The organism is Dehalobacter sp. DCM, from assembly GCF_024972775.1.
In the GTDB taxonomy this organism is placed as follows: domain Bacteria; phylum Bacillota; class Desulfitobacteriia; order Desulfitobacteriales; family Syntrophobotulaceae; genus Dehalobacter.
The window spans coordinates 47,501-64,648 of the sequence record NZ_CP092282.1; the positions used below are offsets into that span (position 1 = coordinate 47,501).

The window sequence follows — 17,148 nt, forward strand, 5'->3', positions numbered from 1 at the left end:
GGACGCAAGTGGCCCTGGATTCTGCCGACGTCATTCTGACCCAATCAGATCCGGGAGATATCGAATCCTTCATTGAATTGTCCCGAAATACCACCCGTAAGATGAAGCAAAATCTTGTCTGGGGAGCGGGTTATAACTTTATTGCTATCCCGATAGCCGCTGGTATTTTGGCTCCTATCGGAATAACTTTGAGCCCTGCGCTTGGAGCAGTATTCATGTCCCTCTCCACTGTTATCGTTGCGATCAATGCAATGCTTTTGAGATTAGACCCGAAATAAAACGAAGCAGGAACAAAAAAACACTGGCTGGTGTGCTGTACAAGGATATACGTACACCCACGGATTTCTGAGAAAAAACAGGACTCCATCATTTTAATCTGGACCTGATTTCAAGGACAATATCGGATAGTAATTCTTAACACAATTTTACCCGCAGCTCTTTTTATTGAGTTGCGGGTTTTCTGCTTGTAAAGATTTCATTGTGGTTAGAAACCAAATGGTTTATAATATTTTCTAATAAGGCATGGAGGGACTATTATGAAAAACTCGGACATGATACGACAGCTATGTGAACAAATGAATATCAGTGTCTCCGAATTGGCTAGACGATTAGGTCAGTCGCCACAGAACTTCGGGAAGAAGCTGAAGCGTGAAACGATTACCTTAGAAGAACTTAAGACCATAGCAGATGTGATGGATGTAAAGTTTGAACAGGCTTTCATTCTGCCTGATGGGAAAGAAATAAAAACAGGAAATGAGTAAAGGCGGCGGTCTACTATGATGATCAGCCCGGAAGGATATTATGAAGAGTATCTCAAAGGAAAAACAAAAGAGCAGATTATGACCGCTATACGTGGGCTTAAGCAGGAAATAGGCCGTCTTAAAAATACGATGGAAAGCCCAGACTATGGCCAAGAAGAAATTGTGCATCCGAGTGAAGATACGCGCCTTCACTGGACTCGTGAGTATTTGGAAAGAGCTAAGCAAGGTTATGCTGAGGTTGGTGGAACTTATACTTTATCAAAATCAGAAGAAAAGGCTGCTGACTTTGATTCAAACATGGATTTCATCAGCAAGATTATTTTTAGCATTGGCGGTTACTTTGGTGGTTATCGCAGCTATGTAATAGAGCTATCAGATGGATTGAGAGCATATACAAAGTTATGGGAAGATGAAGAACCACTTGTTCTGCTTGATGAAGATGATGAACCTTTCACAAAGGAAACCTTTATAGCTGCTCTGGCTGACCTTCACATTGGTGAGTGGCGCAGAAGATATTCAACACTGCGTTTTGGTTACACAGTATGTGATGGCACGCAGTGGGAGTTAGAATTTGAATATTATAATGGCCACAAGACGGTAAAGTTTGACGGTGATAACTCATACCCGTATAACTTCGATAAGTTTCAGATGCTATTTGGCATTGATGATACGGAGGAGGATGATGAGTAAAATCGATTATGTAAAGGAGGTTCAAAATTGGATAAAAACAAATTGAAAGCGTTATCATTTGATGAGCTGCGCACTTTGTATAGGAACTTTCTACATAGCCAAGACATTTCAAAATTAACGATCGATACTGCTTATAGTGACACCTTCTACCTATGGAGAAAAGGCAGCAAAGACCTTTTCTGGGATACAGTGACGGATACTGATTTTGAAAATGTGGCAAAGAGTGAACTAATAAAGACTCTTTCCGAGCACTCGACTGGAAACGTTAAGTCACTAGCGAGTAATTACTTGTCCCATTTAAAACGATTTCGTTTATTTTTGTCATCAAATGGGACAATGGAATCCGTTGAGATTAAAAAACCAATTAAAGTAAAGCAAATAAATATGAGTCGAGAAATAATAATTAATAAAATGTATGTTGGAGGCTATCTGTTAGAGGGCGATAATATAGGCCATGAAATCATCAATCTCTATAAGGCGGATGATGGAAAAAACTATATCTATCTCAATTCACAAGGAACAATAGACTTATCTCATGGAAAAAATAGAATAACTGTTTTGATGGTGAGAAAATTTGCAACGAAAACATATAAAGTGCTGGCCAAGGCAGATGGGGTTATGATTCTTGATTTTGCGGACAGCAGACTACCGCGAAAAGAGAGATATAAAGGGCAAGTTGCATTAGGACTGACATATGGCGGAATAAGCCTTGTAGATCTATTTAATGAGAATTCTTTTCGCGGTAGTCTAGAAGATGAAAAAAATGCTTACGCAACGTTTATTGCAGATAAGGTTATAAAGCCGAAAATGCAGATATATATTACAGATGATGCGTCAGCAAGTGGTGACAACACCTTTTTCGTTCGTACATATAAAGGATTTGGCAAACAAACATTAAGGGAATTCTATAACGAAAATGAAAAGCCGGATTCTTTCGTTGATTTGAATAAGATAATTGAGAACAAAGAGTTATGGGAAGAGGCAAACACGACACAAGCAATTTCTGAATTACCTGAACCTCAAAAAGATCCATACTTCAATTTCATGAAAATAATCAAACATGAGGACAATGAACTCGCTTTTTCGAACATGTTTGCTTACTTTTTCAATCTCAATAGAGATGCCTTTTCTCTTTTTGCTAACGATGTTCTGCATATCGAGATGCAAGCAGATTTCACTATTGAGAGAGAAAAGAAAAACATTGACCTGCTTGTATCAGATATAAATAATGTCGTCGTAATAGAAAATAAAATAAAATCGAGCATCAATGGTATTAATGACCGTCACGATATCTACAGTGATCAAGTACAATCACAACTAAAAAAATACTTTCAATTTGTTACCTCTGATGATGATTATTGCTCGAAAACAGCAAGTTGCTTTATATTTTCACCCAATTACAATCGCATTGAACTGAGCAAATTTTCGTGCGGTGAAAAATATACTGTTATTTATTATAGAGAAATTTATAATTTCTTCATTGAACATAGAAAACTGTTTGATGATGTGCCTTATTTTAATGACTTCATTAATGCAATGTACAAGCACACAAAGGACTATGATAATGAGTTAGAGGAAGAGATGCAAAGAAGATTTCAAAATACGATTTACAATGCAAAGAATCGGTAGAAATAAGTGGAGGGATAAAATGAATAAAATAACCATCGAGTTTTTTCATGACGTCATATGCAGTTTTTGTTTTCCAATGTCCTATCGGATGCGGCAGCTCCAAAAACTGATGCCGGAAATAGAAATCGTGCATCGCTCCTATGCCTTAGTGAAATCGGAACGCGATTTCGACGCGATGTTTGGTTCAAGAGCAGCAGCCAAGGCTGAGATTATGAGTCATTGGGAACATGCAAATCATAATGATGACCACCATCGGTTCAACATCTCCGGAATGCGCCAGACAGACTTTTTGTTTCCGTCTTCTATGAAAGGCCTTATTGCATGCAAAGCGGCATACTTCGTAGCGGGCGATGCTGGGTATTGGGATGTTTTTGACGCGCTGCAAAATGCCTTGTTTGTACAAAATCAAAATATTGAGGAAAACGAGATTATCGAGGACTGTGTCAGAGAAAGTGGTATAGACTTTGAGTCCTGGGTGCACCATTACAATAGCATAGAGACAAAAGATGCAGTAGAGAGTGACTTTCTTCTTGTAAAACAATATAACATTCAAGGGGTCCCGGCACTCGTCATAAATGGGAATCAGCAGATTAGCGGCGCACAACCCTTATCTAAAATTATCCAAGTCATAGAGGAAATTACAAAAGGAAAAGAACAGCCGACATCTGACGGAGCTTCCTGTCGCTTGGTGGACGGAAAAATCGAATGTGAATGATCCATTTGAAAAGTATTGATATGTTCTCACGAACAGACAAAACCATTGCTATGTTCCCTCGTCCCTAGAAAGAGCAAAAAAGGTCGTTGACCTGTTTCCACTAACGTAAGATACCAAAATTGGCAACTGACATCATAAAAAATGACTCGGGCCATCCAGAACATGGAAACATGTCTATGTTCTTTTAGATTGTTATCCAGATCAACAAGTTGCTTGGACACCCGATTTGGCTAGTTGGCTATATTATCGATTTTATTGGTTATTCATATTCTATAGAACCCGCTCTATTTTTTTATCTTCTGGGCATGAGGCTCCCATAATAAGATCGACGTTGTTTTTTATGATTACAGATTGTTTCATAATGCTCTTCATAGACCTATAGTCTGCTGATAGCGATTTTTTCGCACTCGAGCACTTCCGGTATTCTAATTGAAGATTTTTCATGGCAGGTATTTGCTTTGCTGAGAGCAAACTGAATGCTTGTTTCGCAGATTGATGAAGCAAAATATCCTCTGTGTTTGCTTCATAAAACCTTCCTGAAAATCCGGACTCTCGATATGCTGTATATATCTCCTTCGTTTTCGCATAGTTAATGATATGCTTCTTCAACTCAGTAATCTCCGCCATTCGTTTTTCAAGATCCTTGATCTGCTGTGACAGCTCGTGATAACGATCCGTCGCAGCTTTTGTTTTTTCAACGAGTTTTTCATAGTCGGTGATGTTATTCTCCGTCAGAAAATTGATGGTCTGAGCCATCTGTTTCAGATTGAAAACTTTTGCCCAGCGCTCGTAGCCAGGACCTTTACCAGCTTGAAGTCTGGCCTGGATATCCACCAGAAGATTAATCTTGTCTGGATTTTTTCGATAAGGTCTTTTGACTTTTGGAGTGTGGACGGTCTTTCCGAGTATCGCTGATCTCAACTCTTCCTCAGAATATCCTTCTCCGAGGGATCGCAATCTTGTGAATTTCTGCTGACCAATAGCTTTAAAAGCGAGATGCTGCCCCTGTTTCACTTCATAACCATTCACCACCATCAGCTTCAGGAAGGTGTCAAAATCAGCTGGCTTTTGAACCATGACAGCATCGATGGTTTGTCTCAGCTTCTCCTGCCAGGATAGTGGTTTCTTATCGCCCAGCCACTTGCCGTAATGGGATGGTCCTTGCTTTGGCGCTTCAATGATAGAGAGCCCGTTCTCAAGGCAGAGTTTGTCGCTGATTTTCCGGATCACTTCACTGGAGCCAAGGAAATTTCTGAATTTTTGCGTATGGTCGATGGATGTAGAATTGAAAATGATGTGATTGTGGATATGGGCATGATCGGTATGTGTGGCGACAATAAATTGATACTTGCCTTTGGTAAAGCTCATGGCCAGCTCATAGCCGATCTCCTGTGCCCTCTCTGGGGTGATCTCACCTGGCTTGAAGGACTGCCGGATCTGATAGAGCACGATGTCGCTCTTCTTCTCTTCACTGCGTCCAATGTAGGTCTCATATTCTTTTTTGCAAAGCAGCATCTCTCCAGCAGCGGTTTCCGGTTCACAGCCATAGGCTTTGACGAGCTGTCCGCTGTTGGTTTTTTCTGGATTGATGGCATAGGAAAGGCGCTCATGCACCGTATGGGCCACGGTCTGACCTTTGATAACGTGCATGGGGATTAATCTCGTGGTTGCCACAGCGGACACCTCCTTCCAAAAGAAAAAGGCGCAGCAGATTGCTCCACCGCGCCCTTCACAGGATTATACTTTATCTTCTTAAATAGCTTTCAGGGAATCATTAAATACGCCAAGCAGTTCTACCAGGAATGCTGCGATCAGCGGCAGTCCGAAGGGACTGATCAGCCAGGCCAGGCCCATCAATTTCAGACCTTCCGGGACATCCTGCAGCAGGACTATGGTTCCTAGTGCGATGGCAAAGCAGACAAAAGCCACGATCCCCAGCACCATGGTAGACAGCTGACACAGCAAACGGCAGGCTGCAACAAGGATTGTTAAAGCCAGTGTGATTGGGAATAAGAACAACTTCATGAGAAATCTCATGCTGCACACCTCCGATCATTAGAGAATTTTCTTCTACCCTGATCGTAGCAAGGAATCCAAATATCGTCCATGTTGTCGAAAAAATTTTTAATCTATGGTGGAAAGGCGGGTCATGATCTGGTCCGCCTTTTCCCATACGCTCTTCAAACTGCTCTGGACATCCTCAATATCGGCTTCATAGATGCGTCCGGTCTCATGAGCCCGCTTGGCGTATTGATTCAGATTGTTGCTGCTTCTTCGAAGGAGCGATACCAGTTCAGAAATATCGGAGAGGTCCAGGCGGACTACATAGCCGTCAATGGCCATCTTCCTGATGTAAGCCCCCATGTTTTTTGTCCCTAACTGGCGCATCTTTTCTTCGATCAGCGCTTTTTCACGCTCATTGACCATGATAATAATGGGGATCTGACGCTTTCTGTTTGCCAAATTATCACCTCCACAAGTACCCACCACCCTTCTGCAGCAGATGCTCTGCTTTAGTCGTCTTCTTCTTTGTAGTCGGGAACCAGGATCAACTCTCCATATTCCTGATCACTCATGGCCGTCAGCTTCTTCAAGGCACTTTGGATAAGTTCGGAGAGTTCCGCGTCGTCAGGGGCAAGCTCCAGGTCGATTTTTTCAAGTCCTGCAATCAGACCGGACCGGGTGCCGGTATCATAAATACACATGAGGTTAAGCTCTTCAATACTGAATCTATCCATCTTTATCTCTCCATTTCTGCAGTTTTGTGAGGCGGCGTTTTGCTGAGCTCTGGTTTTTCAGAAGACTTTTTCAGCCGCTGCTTTACCGATTCCTTCTGTGGCTTTTTCTCTTCACGACCTTCGACAGCCTCTCTGGTCTTATCCGAATCTTTGGTAGGGACGTTATTGATCAGTCCATCAAATTGATTGTCATTTTGCTCCACCGTATCCTCGATGCTCCGCAAGGAGTTGATGGGTTTGATGAACTCCGGCACTTCCTTGAAGCCGATGGCATCCACATAATGAGCCGTGTAGTCACCGTGTTGCTTCAAGACAATGACATCGCTCATGGATAGGCTATGCCCTGTGAAGTCCTTGGGTCGGTCTTCATTGAACTTTTCATAGATGTCGTTCAGCGTCCCGTTTGTGTCCGAAGCCGCCTCAAAATGACCGGTATAGGTCAGATCATAATTCTTATAGTCCACAGTCAGACCAAGCTTCTGCAGGTGATACAGGCTCTCAAATTGATGGTTTCGCAGATTCTCATCGTTTCTCAGCTGATAGACGGCATAGGTGTCATCCGGACCTGTGAGGAATTCCACCTCCTGCAGGCGAGGAGAAGGATTCTCATCAGTCTCCGTCTTTTCGTTTTGCTTTTCTATGTCAGCTGCAGAAATCCCGCGCTCCTGGGTGATTTCCTTAAAATGGCGGTCGATGTCATCGATTAGCTCTGCTGAAGTCTTGCTGATGGTCTCCAGGGAAGCCTTCAGTTCAGGCAGATCCTTGTCCTTGCTCCAGGCAGCGATGTAACCAAAGCTGTTTTCGTCGGTTGCAATGCCATAATAGGCGCATACTGCAAAGGAAACACTTTCTGCCTCCACTTCTTCAGTTCTTCGATCCTTGGGTTTATCCGGTGCTTTCTCATCTTCTCTGTGATTCTTTTCCTGGTCAGGCTTCAGATTATGAAGCTTGGCGTGGGCGATCTCATGGATAGCCGCAGAGACTGTCTGGATCTCGCTCATGTCTTCCCGAATGGCAATCTTTTGCCTGTCCTGGCTAAAATAGCCGTCGGTGCTGGCAGACATGGCTTCAAAGAAGATGGGAACCGGGGAGGATCGCTTCAGAGCCTCCATGAAGACATCATATTGCTTGACATCGCCCGTCAAAGTACTCGCCAGCTGGGGAAGGGGCTTCCCGTCTGTCTGGGAGACATCAAAGACAGAGACGACCCGGAAACGGGGGATCTTGATCTCCACTTCCTCCGTCAGTGTCTTGCCAGTGACATCCCGCAGGGGTTTCTGAGTAACAGGATCAAGCTTTTCAACTTCCTTTTTCGTTTTGACAGGGGCTGGGGCAATGATGCGGATGCCTTTTTCACCCTTCAGGACATTGCGCTGGAACTGATCCTGCCAGCGATTATATCCAGCCACTAGTGTGGCATCTGGTTTTTGCATGGCAATCAGGATCGTATTATTCAGGGAATAATGATGGAACCTTGACATGGTACGCAGGTAGTCTTGGTATTTGTCGCCGCTGAAGAAATCACGGATGCCTTGTTCCAGTTTGTCCGTGATTTCCTTGAGGCCATCCTTGATGTTTTTCCCGGATGTCGCCTGAGCTGAGGATTCCCTGACAGCTTCCTTTTGGCCGTAAGCTGCGGGTGCTTCCAGCACGCCGTGGGCCTGGAAGGAGTAGTGATCCTGCTGATTGATCCCATTGATGATCAGGTGGTCCAGCACCTGGATGCCCAAAAGATTGCCCGTTTCCTTCAGTCTTTTCGTCACGGTGAGGTCTTCGGCGCTTGGCGTCAGATCACCGGATGGGTGGTTATGACAAAGGATTACCGCATTAGCCTTATTGACGATGGCATTTCGGAAGACCTCTCTGGGATGGACAATGGAACTGTTGATGGTCCCCAGGGATACGACCTCATGGTCGATGACGCGGTTTTTGGTATTGAGGAAGGCCACGACAAAGGCTTCTTTGTCATGGACCTGATCCATCACCGAGCGAAAGAAGGCCGCTGCCGCATCTGGTGAATTAATGACCGGGTTTTTCGAGTTGATACCGCTGCTCATGCGGTAAAGATCCAGAAAGGCCTGATGCTTTTCCCGCTGAGCTGGCGTGCTTAAAAGCTGTGTGGCATTCTCCACCAAAGCGCCGATGCCTTTTCTCTGGGCGTATTCAAGCGCGTCATCCTCCTTGACGCCGATGATACGGGCAAAGGCCTGGACATAGCGAAGTTCATCCGTGTTGTTCATCGCTATCCACCTCCAGCTCGGCCATCATCTCAACTAAGAGAAACAGATCTCCCAGTTTGTCGGCATCTTCCGGCGTTGAAACGTATTCTTCCGGATTCTCCCAGATCTCCAGCAGATTATCCGTGCTCACCTCAATGCCGAGGAGAGCCCTGATCCGTTCTTTGACATTCATGATTTTTCCATCCTTTCCTTGGATTTTGTCGATGTTTTGTGCTTATCCTTGGTTTCACCGGGCGAGAATTCCAGCCTGAAATTGACGTACTTGCCGCCGGTATCCTCCATGATGATTCGGGCATCATAGGTCTTTTGCGTCTTGGGCGAATACAGGTTTTTCATCAGGATGCTGCCTTCCTGAAGAAGAGCAGCAGCTACCTCGCGAGTCAGGACTTTTTTCTTGTCCTTGAAGAAACGATTCTCTTTCCACAGAGCGAATGTACAGGTTTTGTTCTGGCAGAAAAAGCGACGTTCCCCTTCCAGCACCTGATCTCCGCAACGGGGGCAGGAACCGATGCTTTCCGGATTTAAGGCCAGCTCGCCGGGGGCTTCAGAGACCGCCCGATAGGTTCCGACCAGATCTTTCAGGTGCTGAGAGATCTCCGTCATGAAGATTTCAGGAGAGAGCTGTCCCTTTTCGATGCGCTTCAGCTTTTCCTCCCATTCCGCCGTCATCTGTGGGGATTTGATCTGCTCCGGCAGGATCGTGGCCAGAGCAATTCCCTTATGGGTGGGCTGCAAGGTCTTGAGCTTTTTGTCGCCGTGGCGTTCCACTAGCTCAGTCTTGATCAGCTTTTCCAGGATGCCTGCCCGTGTGGCCGGAGTCCCCAGACCTTTTCGCTCAGCATCCTCTGGAAGGTCCTCCAGGCCAGCATTCTCCATGGCAGAGAGCAGCGTATCCTCGGTAAACAGCTTGGGCGGGGTGGTTTTTCCCTCCTCCAGCCGGACGGAAACCGAATCAAAGTGCTGATCCTTTTCCAGTCTGGGCAGCGGGGTTTCTGCTTTCTTTTCCGTTTTTCGAGTGGTAATCGTGCTGCGATAATGCTCCTCCACAGACTTCCAGCCCGACTGCAGGATCGTCTTTCCCTTGGCGGTGAATTGTTGGCCAGAGCAGTCCAGCGCAACCGTCGTTTCAGAATAGCGATGAGCTTCTCCAGCAGCTGTGATGAGGCGGATAGCCAGTAGCTTTAAGAGCTCCTGCTCGCCCTTGGGCAGACTCTCCAGGATATTTTCCTTCAGTGCATGGGTCGGGATGATGGCGTGATGGTCGCTGACCTTGGAATCATTCAGCAATTGCTTTAGATCCGTCGAATATCCCTTCGTCAATTTCTCTGGCAAAAGGAAAAGTGCTGACTGAATGACGTCTGCAGTGGACTGCGCCATGTCAGCCGTCAGGTAGCGGCTGTCGGTTCGGGGATAGGTGATGAGCTTTTTTTCATAGAGGCTTTGGGCATAATCTAGCGTTTGCTGGGCCGTGTAGCCAAGAAGTCGGTTGGCTTCCCGCTGCAGGGTGGTCAGATCATAGAGCTTAGGCGGTTTTTCCGCCTTCTCCTGGGTCCTTACTTCAGTGACTGCGGCGGACTTTCCATGGCATTGAGCCAGGAGTTTTTCAGCCTCGGCCTTGATCTTCAGCTTTTCACTGGCTGCCTCAAAACCGGGGAGTTTCAGTACAACGGTGTAGAATGGCTCGGATCTGAAATCCTGAATGGCGGACCAGCGATCCACGATCATGGACAGCGTGGGAGACATGACGCGTCCAACATTAAGGGTCTGACGATACAAAACAGAAAAGAGTCTCGTTGCGTTGATTCCAATCAGCCAATCCGCCTGTGCCCGACAGAGGGCAGATTGATAGAGCGGATCATATTCCTGGCTGGGCTTTAGTTTCTTGAAACCTTCGCTGATGGCCTGATCCTCCATGGAGCTAATCCATAGGCGCTTCACCGGTTTCTGACATCCCGCCTGGCGATAGACCAGACGGAAGATCAGTTCCCCTTCACGTCCGGCATCCGTGGCGCAGATGATCTCCGTCACTCGGGCTTCACCCAGCAGGCTTTTCAGGATTTTGAATTGCTTTTGCTTGTCCTTGGGTATCTGGTATTTCCATGGCTCCGGAAGGATCGGCAGATCCTCGAAGCGCCATTTGCCAAAGCGCTCGTCGTAGACATCTGCCGGTGAGAGTTCCACAAGATGGCCGACGCACCAGGAAACCAGGACATCCGTTCCTTCCAGATAGCCGTCCTTTCGGTTGTTTGCTCCCAGCACAGAGGCAATAGACTGGGCCACACTTGGTTTTTCTGCGATCACCAGTCTCATTTGTCCACCTTCCTTTTCTTGTGGGGGAGGATCAGCTCACGGTAACAGACACCAGTACAGCAGTTTCCCTGCAGGTAGCTGCAGCCATGGCAGGGATGGGTCTTGGGCAAGACAGGAGAGAGCTTCTCCTGCCGCTGCCGGGGCTTTTGCTTCATCAGTCGTTCAAAGGGACTGTCCGTAAAATGCGTCATTCGTCATCACGCTCCGATTCGAAAGCTTCCTGATCCTCTTCAACTAGCAGTTTTTCTTCATAGTCGTCATCATCAAAGCTGTACTCATCCAGATGGCTGCTTCCCTTGACGCTTGGCTTGGGCTTTCTCAGCTTGAAGTACCACAGTCCGCCGCCGCCCAGAAGAATCAGAAGGACCACGACGATCGGTAAAGGATTCATGATTTTTGCAGGTACGGGTTCCTCGACTTCCGTTTCTGGCTCCGGTGTAGGTTCGGGTTCCGGCTCGGGAACGGTTGGAACGGCACCTTCACCCGGCAGTGGCTCCAGGGTGCCGTCTTCCTCCATCAGGGCTCTGAGGTCTGCTTCATCCACCATGTTCAGAAAGTAGACGTTATTTTCCTTGCCGGCCCGGTCGATAATCAGATAAAAGGTGTTGCCCGCTTTGGTCTTGACCGTAATGAACTGCTTGTCCTCGGTCTGTTCGCCTTCCAGGTCATCCACAATGGTCAGATTGCCTTCCGGAGTCAGGGGCACAGCTGCTTCCGGTTCAGTTTCTTTGACGGGCTCCGAGGCTGCGGGCTCGGCAGTCGGCATCAGAGCTTCCTCTATCGGATCAGAGCTTGCAGTGATCGCCTTGGATTCATCGGTCTGAGCATAGGCCGGGACTGAAAGAATGGAAATGCAAAGCAGCATGACCAGCAGTAGGGCTGAAGCACGAGGCCATTTTTTACTCATTTTCATTGGTGTTATCCTCCTGTGTTTTAAAGTAATCGGGCGCTCCGCCTGTTTCGCGAAACGCCCTGATGAATGCGGCCAGCTCTTCCGGAGTCGCGGAGACACTGCGGACCATTTCCACGATCTCGGTCTTCTCCAGCTCGTCTTTTTGTGCCTTAAGCTCGATGAGTCTGGCTTCGAGGCTTTTAATTCGATGGGTGATCTTATCGATCTCCTCCGTCAGTTTTTGGATCTTTGGATTCATGGTTACCTCCTTGGCAAACGCCCGAAGGCGTAAAAATGGGATTGGAAATACGAGGTGTTCATGGAGGCGTACTGGATCGGGTTTCCGGCGTGGATCATCATGCCGTCGCCCACGTAGATGGCCACATGGGAAACCGGACCGATACTGTCGTAAGTGCCGGTGAAAAACACAATGTCGCCTGGCTTGGCCTCCGAGGGTGGGATGATGGCGCACTGGTCAAAGATCCCCTGGGCAGTGGTCCTTGATAGTGGATAGACGCCCGAATTTTTGAACACCCAGCAGACAAAGCCTGAGCAGTCAAAGGACGTCGATGGCGTGGAGCCTCCCCAAACATAGGGATAACCCAGATACTTTTCAGCTTCCTTGATCAGGGCCGCGAAAGTGGGATCTGACAGCGCTTCCGGCGGGATGTCATAGTCCGTATAAGCGCCATTGGTGCCGCCGACGGCTGGCGGGGTGTAGGGGTCAGTCCCCTCGATGAAGAAATAGGGATTGAGATACTGGCCATTTAAAGTCAGTTCCAGGTGCAGATGGCTGCCCGTACTGGCACCGGTGCTTCCGGCCTTGGCGATAGCCTGTCCCCGCAGGACGCTCTGTCCTTCTGTTACCAGAATGCTGGAGCAGTGGGCATAGGTGCTACGATAGCCATCCGTGTCCGCAATGACCACATAGTTGCCATAGCCGCTGGCATCGTAGCCGACACGGACCACTTCGCCGTCATGGATGGACTGGATCGGAGTTCCCAAAGGCACACCCAAATCCAATCCACGGTGGATCTGCAACCGGTCTGTGATGGGATGGACACGCCAGCCGTAAAGGCTAGTGACATGGCTCGGCCAATTGAAGGTAAAGGGATTACCAAAATACTGTTTGTTGCCCTTGGTATCCATGTACACGAGATACATTTCCCGTTGGTCAGCGCTCATGCGGGGATAGACCACCGAATACAGGGACTGGCTGCTCAGGTTGATGTTCAGGATGTAGAAATTATAGGGGACCTCCACCTCATAGCTTTCGCGAATGATCTGGACCTCTCCGGTTTCCGGATCAGTCACGGTATAGGTCCGGTAACGGGTTTCGGTGCGGTATCGCACCTCGACGGTCTCTGTGATGCTTAAGCTGTACATGGAGGAAAAGAGAGATCTCAGCTCAGTTTCGACCTCCGCGTAGGTAAAATCTTCGAATCTTGCTGTCAGATAAGCGATCAGCTCATGAGGATCATGGCCGATGGGATCAACGGTGTAGCGGTATTCATCAAAGCCGGGATAATCCCGTTCGATGTTGAGCAGGTCATACTGCAGCTCTGCCTCCAGCCTTGTGTACTCCAGATCAGCGGCAGTGATGTCCTCATCGGATGCGGTGTAGGAAGTCGTGAGAAAGGCGTTGAGTCCGCCTACGGCCATCTGGGAGCAGCTGGCAAAGGTATTCAGGATCAGCATGACAACAAAGAAGATGCCGATAATCCCCAGAAAAACCTTGCTGTGCCGGGCAACGAAAGCGGTCGCCTTCTCCAGCGCTTCCTTCGCTTTCTTCGCGGTCTTCACGGTGGTTTGGGCCGTCTTCTGAACGGTTCCCGTACCTCTTCCGGCTTTAGCCGCAGCGTATTCCTTCTTGATGGCTTGTTTTTGCTGCCAACGGGACAAGGGATTGGTCGAGAAGAGCGGCTGCTCCCTGGCTGCCTGTTTTTGAAGCAGGCTGACATTGGCCTGGTCCAGCTTTTTCTCCGCCTTCAGGGATTTTCGCTCCGCTTTCAGCGCATGGGAGCGGTGAGCATTTTGGGCGGTCCGGACAGTGCCTTCAGCGGTTCCTTCCAGGCGGTGGGCAGCCTCCACGCCGACATTGTCATCTTCGGATCTTGCAATCTGCCGGTGGACCTCCGCAGCGGGCAAGGCTGTCGCAGCGGACTTGAAAGCTGAGGGTGTTTTCTTCACCTGAAGCTCTTCAAACTGCAGTTTCACTGGCTTTTTCATGGGACCAAAGGAAATGCTCTTCTCGTGGGTTCCCAGCGATTCTGTCTTGGACTTTTTTTCAGCTTTCTCCAGCCTGGTCGCGGCCTTGTCTGCCTTCTGCGTGGCTTTTTGAAGCTCCGGGGTGCTGCGTTCCTCTGTGAACCGAAGCCGGGTTATGGTTCGCTTGGCTTTCCTGGCGCTCATCTCACACCCCCTTGACCTCAGCTGGCTTCGTCGTCATGATGCGGTAAAGCTCGGTATCCTTCGGGAAACGGTCTGCAAAGGGCAGGATCACATTCCCATAGAACAACAGGCCTTCACCTTCACCGGAATGGGTAACATAGGACAGCTGGTGGGGAGAGATGTTGAGCTGCTTGGCCAGGATTTGGCGGTCCCCGCCTGCCTGGTTCAGCATGTAGACGAAGTCGCTGTTTTCAAAGATGTTTTCGATTTCCCGGGAAGACAGCAGGTCTTTGACGTTCTGGGTGATGCCCGTCGGAATGCCGCCCCACTTTCTGAATCGCTTCCAGATCTCGACCGAGTAGGCGGCGGTCTGCTCTTCCTTGAGCAGCAGATGGAATTCATCGATGTAGTAGCGGGTGCTTCGGCCTTCCGCCCGGTTGGTGGTCACGCGACCCCAGACCTGGTCCTGGACGATGAGCATGCCCAGCTTCTTCAGCTGCTTGCCCAGTTCCTTGATATCAAAGCAGACCAGGCGGTTCTGGATATCCACATTGGTTCGGTGGTTAAAGACGTTGAGCGAGCCGGTGACGTAGATCTCCAGCGCCGTCGCGATCAGCCGAGCTTCCTTCTCCGGCTGCTCCAGTAGGATTCGGTGCAGATCTCCAAGGATAGGGACATTCTCCGGCTTTGGCTCATTGAGATAAGCCTGATACACCATGCGAACACAACGGTCGATGACGGTCTTTTCGATGGGTTGGAGGCCCTCTCTGCCGCCGACGATGAGCTCACAAAGGGAAAGAATAAAGTCAGACTTCAGGGACAGTGGGCTCTCATCCTCGGAATAGTTCAAGTTGATGTCCATGGGATTGATGTAATGTCCGCTGGTGGGTGAGATCTTGATGACCTGGCCCTGCAGGCGCTCCACCAGAGGATAATATTCGCCCTCGGGATCGCAGATGGTGATGTCGTCCTGAGTAATGAGAAAGGCATTGGCGATCTCACGCTTGGCAGAAAAGGATTTGCCGCTGCCAGGGGTGCCCAGGATCAGTCCGTTGGGATTCTTCAGGGCTTTCCGGTCCACCATGATCAGGTTGTTAGACAATGAATTAAGCCCGTAATAGAGAGGCTCGCCTTCGCGCTGGAACAGTTCCTGGGTGGTGAAAGGCACAAAGATGGCGGTGCTGGATGTGGTCAGGCCCCGCTGGATCTCGATCTGATTGTGACCAAGGGGCAGGGATGAGTTAAGACCGGATTCCTGCTGGAAGTCCAGCCGGACCAGCTGACAATTGTATTTCTGGGCAATGCCCTGAGCCTGAAAGATGTTGTTGTCCAGTGTCTGTTTGCCGTCGGCAGTATTCATGATCAGAAAGGTCACCAGGAACATGCGTTCATTGTGGCTCTGCAGATCCTGTAGCAGCTTCTTGGCTTCGCCACCGTAGGTGGCCAGGTCTGACGGGATAATGTCCATGTCATAGCCGGAACGGACAGCCTTTTTCTGTTCTTCGATCTTCATCCGGTCCAGATCGGTGATCTTGCGCTTGATGGTCTTGATAGCAGAGGTTTGATCGATGGACTGGATATGGAGGGTCACCACCAGGCTGTTGTCCATGGACAGAAAATCCGCCAGCATGCGGTCGTTGAGCTCGGGGGCGAGGATCTGCAGGAAGGAAACGGAGCAATGCTTTCTGCCCATCCGAAAGTTCCTGCTCTCAGAAAAATCAAAGGATGAGGGTGCAATGTAATCCTTGGTGGAAAGGCCCGATAGGGGCAGCCAGTCCCAGTCAAAGAGAAAGCGCTCCTGACCGTCCAGATGGTAAATACTGTGCAAAAGCTTCAGTCGATCTTTTCCACTCAAAGGATCTGCTGCGACGCCGAGGCGCTTGAAGCTGTTCAGGAGATCATTCTCGATACGTTCCAGCCGGGGCTTGGCCGTGCGAAGATTCTCCGCTTCGATGCCAAAGGTGATGAACTTGGTCTTGGACAGGCCGTTGTTGCCCTTGGCCAGCTGGCCTCGGAGCATATTGGCATATTCTTCACGGATGTCATCAAAATCATCGTTCTGGTTAGGAATCAGGATGGACTGCTCGAATTCCTCGATGCTGGCGCTCAGATTCAGGAAAGAGAACTGAAAGCGGATGGAGCTGTCAAAGTAGTTGAGGAAATCACACCAGCCGTCAAAGATGGCCGTCTTGTCCTCGTTCTGCGCCAGCTGGTAGTTAATGTCCTGAAACTGAATGGTCTTGGTATATAAGGCATCTGTTGCCTGGCAGATGCCGTCGGGATGCATGCGCAGGTAAGGGATCGTCTGCTGGGCCGTTGCCGGAACCTTGCTGTCACGCTTGGCTCTGGCGATGGCGCTTTCAATGCGATTTCTTTCCTCGCGGCTGAGTTTTCTTTGGATGGTTTTCTGGTTGGACAATCGCTTTTACCTCCTTGTCCAGATTGGTTTGTCGCTCTACGGCGGCATAGAAGTTGTCGGTCCGGTAGGGCCGCTTCTTCGGTCGGATGAATCGGCTCTGAATGAGCTGATAGAGGATTTTTTCCAGGGGCTGACCATTACGTTCGTACATGGCCAGCAGGAAAAACGGCAGCATGGACAGCACCATGAGCAGCGCTGCTGTGCTGACACTCATGTGGGGCTTGGCAAGAAAAAACAGCGGGACGCCCAGAAGAGCTCCGCTGCCAAATGAAATCAGTTGTCGCTTGGTGAGATTGAGCATCACCTTGGTTTTGATCTTGGTCAGATCCTTGGGTACAGGGACATAGGCCACAGGCTTTCCTC

The 17,148-nt window shown here is 48.7% G+C and carries 18 protein-coding genes and 2 pseudogenes (1 of these 20 running past the window's edge); 5 read left to right on the forward strand and 15 right to left on the reverse strand.

The genetic code is table 11. The annotated features are described in order from the left end of the window. The 5 genes from LPY66_RS00205 to LPY66_RS00225 all read left to right on the forward strand — a co-directional run. A protein-coding gene (locus LPY66_RS00205; protein WP_312654630.1) for a heavy metal translocating P-type ATPase crosses the window boundary here: on the forward strand, positions 1 to 278 show its 3' portion. 1,921 nt of this gene lie to the left of the window's left edge; the window shows 278 of its 2,199 coding nt (coding positions 1,922-2,199); the start codon falls outside the window, past its left edge; it ends in the stop codon at positions 276 to 278. 258 nt (positions 279 to 536) lie between these two features. Continuing rightward, positions 537 to 761: a helix-turn-helix domain-containing protein gene (locus LPY66_RS00210; protein ID WP_312654629.1), complete on the forward strand. Its 225-nt coding sequence runs from the start codon at positions 537 to 539 to the stop codon at positions 759 to 761. A 15-nt stretch (positions 762 to 776) separates the two neighbouring features. After that, a complete protein-coding gene (locus LPY66_RS00215) occupies positions 777 to 1,451 on the forward strand; it encodes a hypothetical protein (RefSeq protein ID WP_337986187.1) in 675 nt (224 codons plus the stop codon). Between the two features lie 27 nt (positions 1,452 to 1,478). Then, positions 1,479 to 3,080, forward strand: coding sequence for a PD-(D/E)XK nuclease family protein (locus LPY66_RS00220; RefSeq protein WP_337986188.1), 1,602 nt, complete (start codon positions 1,479 to 1,481; stop codon positions 3,078 to 3,080). A gap of 19 nt (positions 3,081 to 3,099) precedes the next feature. Beyond that, positions 3,100 to 3,795 carry a DsbA family oxidoreductase gene (locus tag LPY66_RS00225; RefSeq protein WP_312654626.1) on the forward strand — a complete coding sequence of 232 codons (696 nt, stop codon included), beginning with the start codon at positions 3,100 to 3,102 and terminating at the stop codon, positions 3,793 to 3,795. A gap of 270 nt (positions 3,796 to 4,065) precedes the next feature. On the opposite strand, the gene LPY66_RS00230 is transcribed toward LPY66_RS00225, so the two are convergent. The 15 genes and pseudogenes from LPY66_RS00230 to LPY66_RS00290 all read right to left on the reverse strand — a co-directional run bounded on the left by LPY66_RS00230 (position 4,066) and on the right by LPY66_RS00290 (position 17,137). Beyond that, positions 4,066 to 5,469 (reverse strand): relaxase/mobilization nuclease domain-containing protein, encoded by a 1,404-nt coding sequence (locus tag LPY66_RS00230; RefSeq protein WP_084234482.1) that lies wholly within the window; start codon positions 5,467 to 5,469, stop codon positions 4,066 to 4,068. 78 nt (positions 5,470 to 5,547) lie between these two features. Next, complete coding sequence (locus LPY66_RS00235) at positions 5,548 to 5,832, reverse strand: CD1845 family protein (RefSeq protein ID WP_337986189.1); 285 nt, start codon at positions 5,830 to 5,832, stop codon at positions 5,548 to 5,550. 87 nt (positions 5,833 to 5,919) lie between these two features. Further along, a complete protein-coding gene (locus LPY66_RS00240) occupies positions 5,920 to 6,222 on the reverse strand; it encodes a plasmid mobilization protein (RefSeq protein WP_443112509.1) in 303 nt (100 codons plus the stop codon). 86 nt (positions 6,223 to 6,308) lie between these two features. After that, positions 6,309 to 6,533: a transposon-transfer assisting family protein gene (locus tag LPY66_RS00245; protein WP_337986191.1), complete on the reverse strand. Its 225-nt coding sequence runs from the start codon at positions 6,531 to 6,533 to the stop codon at positions 6,309 to 6,311. A 2-nt stretch (positions 6,534 to 6,535) separates the two neighbouring features. Continuing rightward, positions 6,536 to 7,114, reverse strand: a complete 579-nt coding sequence (locus tag LPY66_RS20920) for a YodL domain-containing protein (protein WP_397428546.1) — start codon at positions 7,112 to 7,114, stop codon at positions 6,536 to 6,538. Between the two features lie 108 nt (positions 7,115 to 7,222). Beyond that, positions 7,223 to 8,107 (reverse strand): annotated as a pseudogene (locus tag LPY66_RS20925) (ArdC-like ssDNA-binding domain-containing protein); the annotation flags it as partial. A gap of 84 nt (positions 8,108 to 8,191) precedes the next feature. Next, positions 8,192 to 8,773 (reverse strand): annotated as a pseudogene (gene radC, locus LPY66_RS20930) (RadC family protein); the annotation flags it as partial. Beyond that, on the reverse strand, positions 8,757 to 8,945 hold the full coding sequence (locus LPY66_RS00255) for a hypothetical protein (protein WP_313120877.1): 189 nt from the start codon (positions 8,943 to 8,945) through the stop codon (positions 8,757 to 8,759). The pseudogene radC and the gene LPY66_RS00255, both read right to left, overlap by 17 nt. Then, positions 8,942 to 11,083 (reverse strand): DNA topoisomerase 3, encoded by a 2,142-nt coding sequence (locus LPY66_RS00260; RefSeq protein WP_337986193.1) that lies wholly within the window; start codon positions 11,081 to 11,083, stop codon positions 8,942 to 8,944. The genes LPY66_RS00255 and LPY66_RS00260 overlap by 4 nt, the downstream gene beginning before the upstream one ends. After that, the gene (locus LPY66_RS00265) at positions 11,080 to 11,274 is read right to left on the reverse strand and encodes a hypothetical protein (protein ID WP_089608980.1); all 195 of its coding nucleotides are present in this window, start codon (positions 11,272 to 11,274) and stop codon (positions 11,080 to 11,082) included. Before LPY66_RS00265 ends, LPY66_RS00260 begins: the two co-directional genes overlap by 4 nt. Continuing rightward, positions 11,271 to 11,996 (reverse strand): CD1107 family mobile element protein, encoded by a 726-nt coding sequence (locus LPY66_RS00270; protein ID WP_337986194.1) that lies wholly within the window; start codon positions 11,994 to 11,996, stop codon positions 11,271 to 11,273. Before LPY66_RS00270 ends, LPY66_RS00265 begins: the two co-directional genes overlap by 4 nt. Then, positions 11,983 to 12,234 (reverse strand): DUF4315 family protein, encoded by a 252-nt coding sequence (locus LPY66_RS00275; RefSeq protein ID WP_211802818.1) that lies wholly within the window; start codon positions 12,232 to 12,234, stop codon positions 11,983 to 11,985. Before LPY66_RS00275 ends, LPY66_RS00270 begins: the two co-directional genes overlap by 14 nt. A gap of 2 nt (positions 12,235 to 12,236) precedes the next feature. Continuing rightward, positions 12,237 to 14,387, reverse strand: a complete 2,151-nt coding sequence (locus LPY66_RS00280) for a CD1108 family mobile element protein (RefSeq protein ID WP_337986195.1) — start codon at positions 14,385 to 14,387, stop codon at positions 12,237 to 12,239. A 1-nt stretch (position 14,388) separates the two neighbouring features. Continuing rightward, positions 14,389 to 16,785 carry a VirB4-like conjugal transfer ATPase, CD1110 family gene (locus LPY66_RS00285; RefSeq protein WP_337986196.1) on the reverse strand — a complete coding sequence of 799 codons (2,397 nt, stop codon included), beginning with the start codon at positions 16,783 to 16,785 and terminating at the stop codon, positions 14,389 to 14,391. After that, on the reverse strand, positions 16,727 to 17,137 hold the full coding sequence (locus LPY66_RS00290) for a PrgI family protein (protein WP_211802820.1): 411 nt from the start codon (positions 17,135 to 17,137) through the stop codon (positions 16,727 to 16,729). The genes LPY66_RS00285 and LPY66_RS00290 overlap by 59 nt, the downstream gene beginning before the upstream one ends. Positions 17,138 to 17,148: the final 11 nt, after the last annotated feature.

Bases quoted from the DNA above. Each gene is read 5' to 3' on its own strand.
- LPY66_RS00280 (WP_337986195.1), bottom strand. From the start codon at position 14,387: ATGAGCGCCAGGAAAGCCAAGCGAACCATAACCCGGCTTCGGTTCACA.
- LPY66_RS00215 (WP_337986187.1), top strand. From the start codon at position 777: ATGATGATCAGCCCGGAAGGATATTATGAAGAGTATCTCAAAGGAAAA.
- LPY66_RS00255 (WP_313120877.1), bottom strand. From the start codon at position 8,945: ATGAATGTCAAAGAACGGATCAGGGCTCTCCTCGGCATTGAGGTGAGC.
- LPY66_RS00235 (WP_337986189.1), bottom strand. From the start codon at position 5,832: ATGAGATTTCTCATGAAGTTGTTCTTATTCCCAATCACACTGGCTTTA.
- LPY66_RS00275 (WP_211802818.1), bottom strand. From the start codon at position 12,234: ATGAATCCAAAGATCCAAAAACTGACGGAGGAGATCGATAAGATCACC.
- LPY66_RS00225 (WP_312654626.1), top strand. From the start codon at position 3,100: ATGAATAAAATAACCATCGAGTTTTTTCATGACGTCATATGCAGTTTT.
- LPY66_RS00260 (WP_337986193.1), bottom strand. From the start codon at position 11,083: ATGAGACTGGTGATCGCAGAAAAACCAAGTGTGGCCCAGTCTATTGCC.
- LPY66_RS00240 (WP_443112509.1), bottom strand. From the start codon at position 6,222: ATGGTCAATGAGCGTGAAAAAGCGCTGATCGAAGAAAAGATGCGCCAG.
- LPY66_RS00270 (WP_337986194.1), bottom strand. From the start codon at position 11,996: ATGAAAATGAGTAAAAAATGGCCTCGTGCTTCAGCCCTACTGCTGGTC.
- LPY66_RS00265 (WP_089608980.1), bottom strand. From the start codon at position 11,274: ATGACGCATTTTACGGACAGTCCCTTTGAACGACTGATGAAGCAAAAG.
- LPY66_RS00210 (WP_312654629.1), top strand. From the start codon at position 537: ATGAAAAACTCGGACATGATACGACAGCTATGTGAACAAATGAATATC.
- LPY66_RS00245 (WP_337986191.1), bottom strand. From the start codon at position 6,533: ATGGATAGATTCAGTATTGAAGAGCTTAACCTCATGTGTATTTATGAT.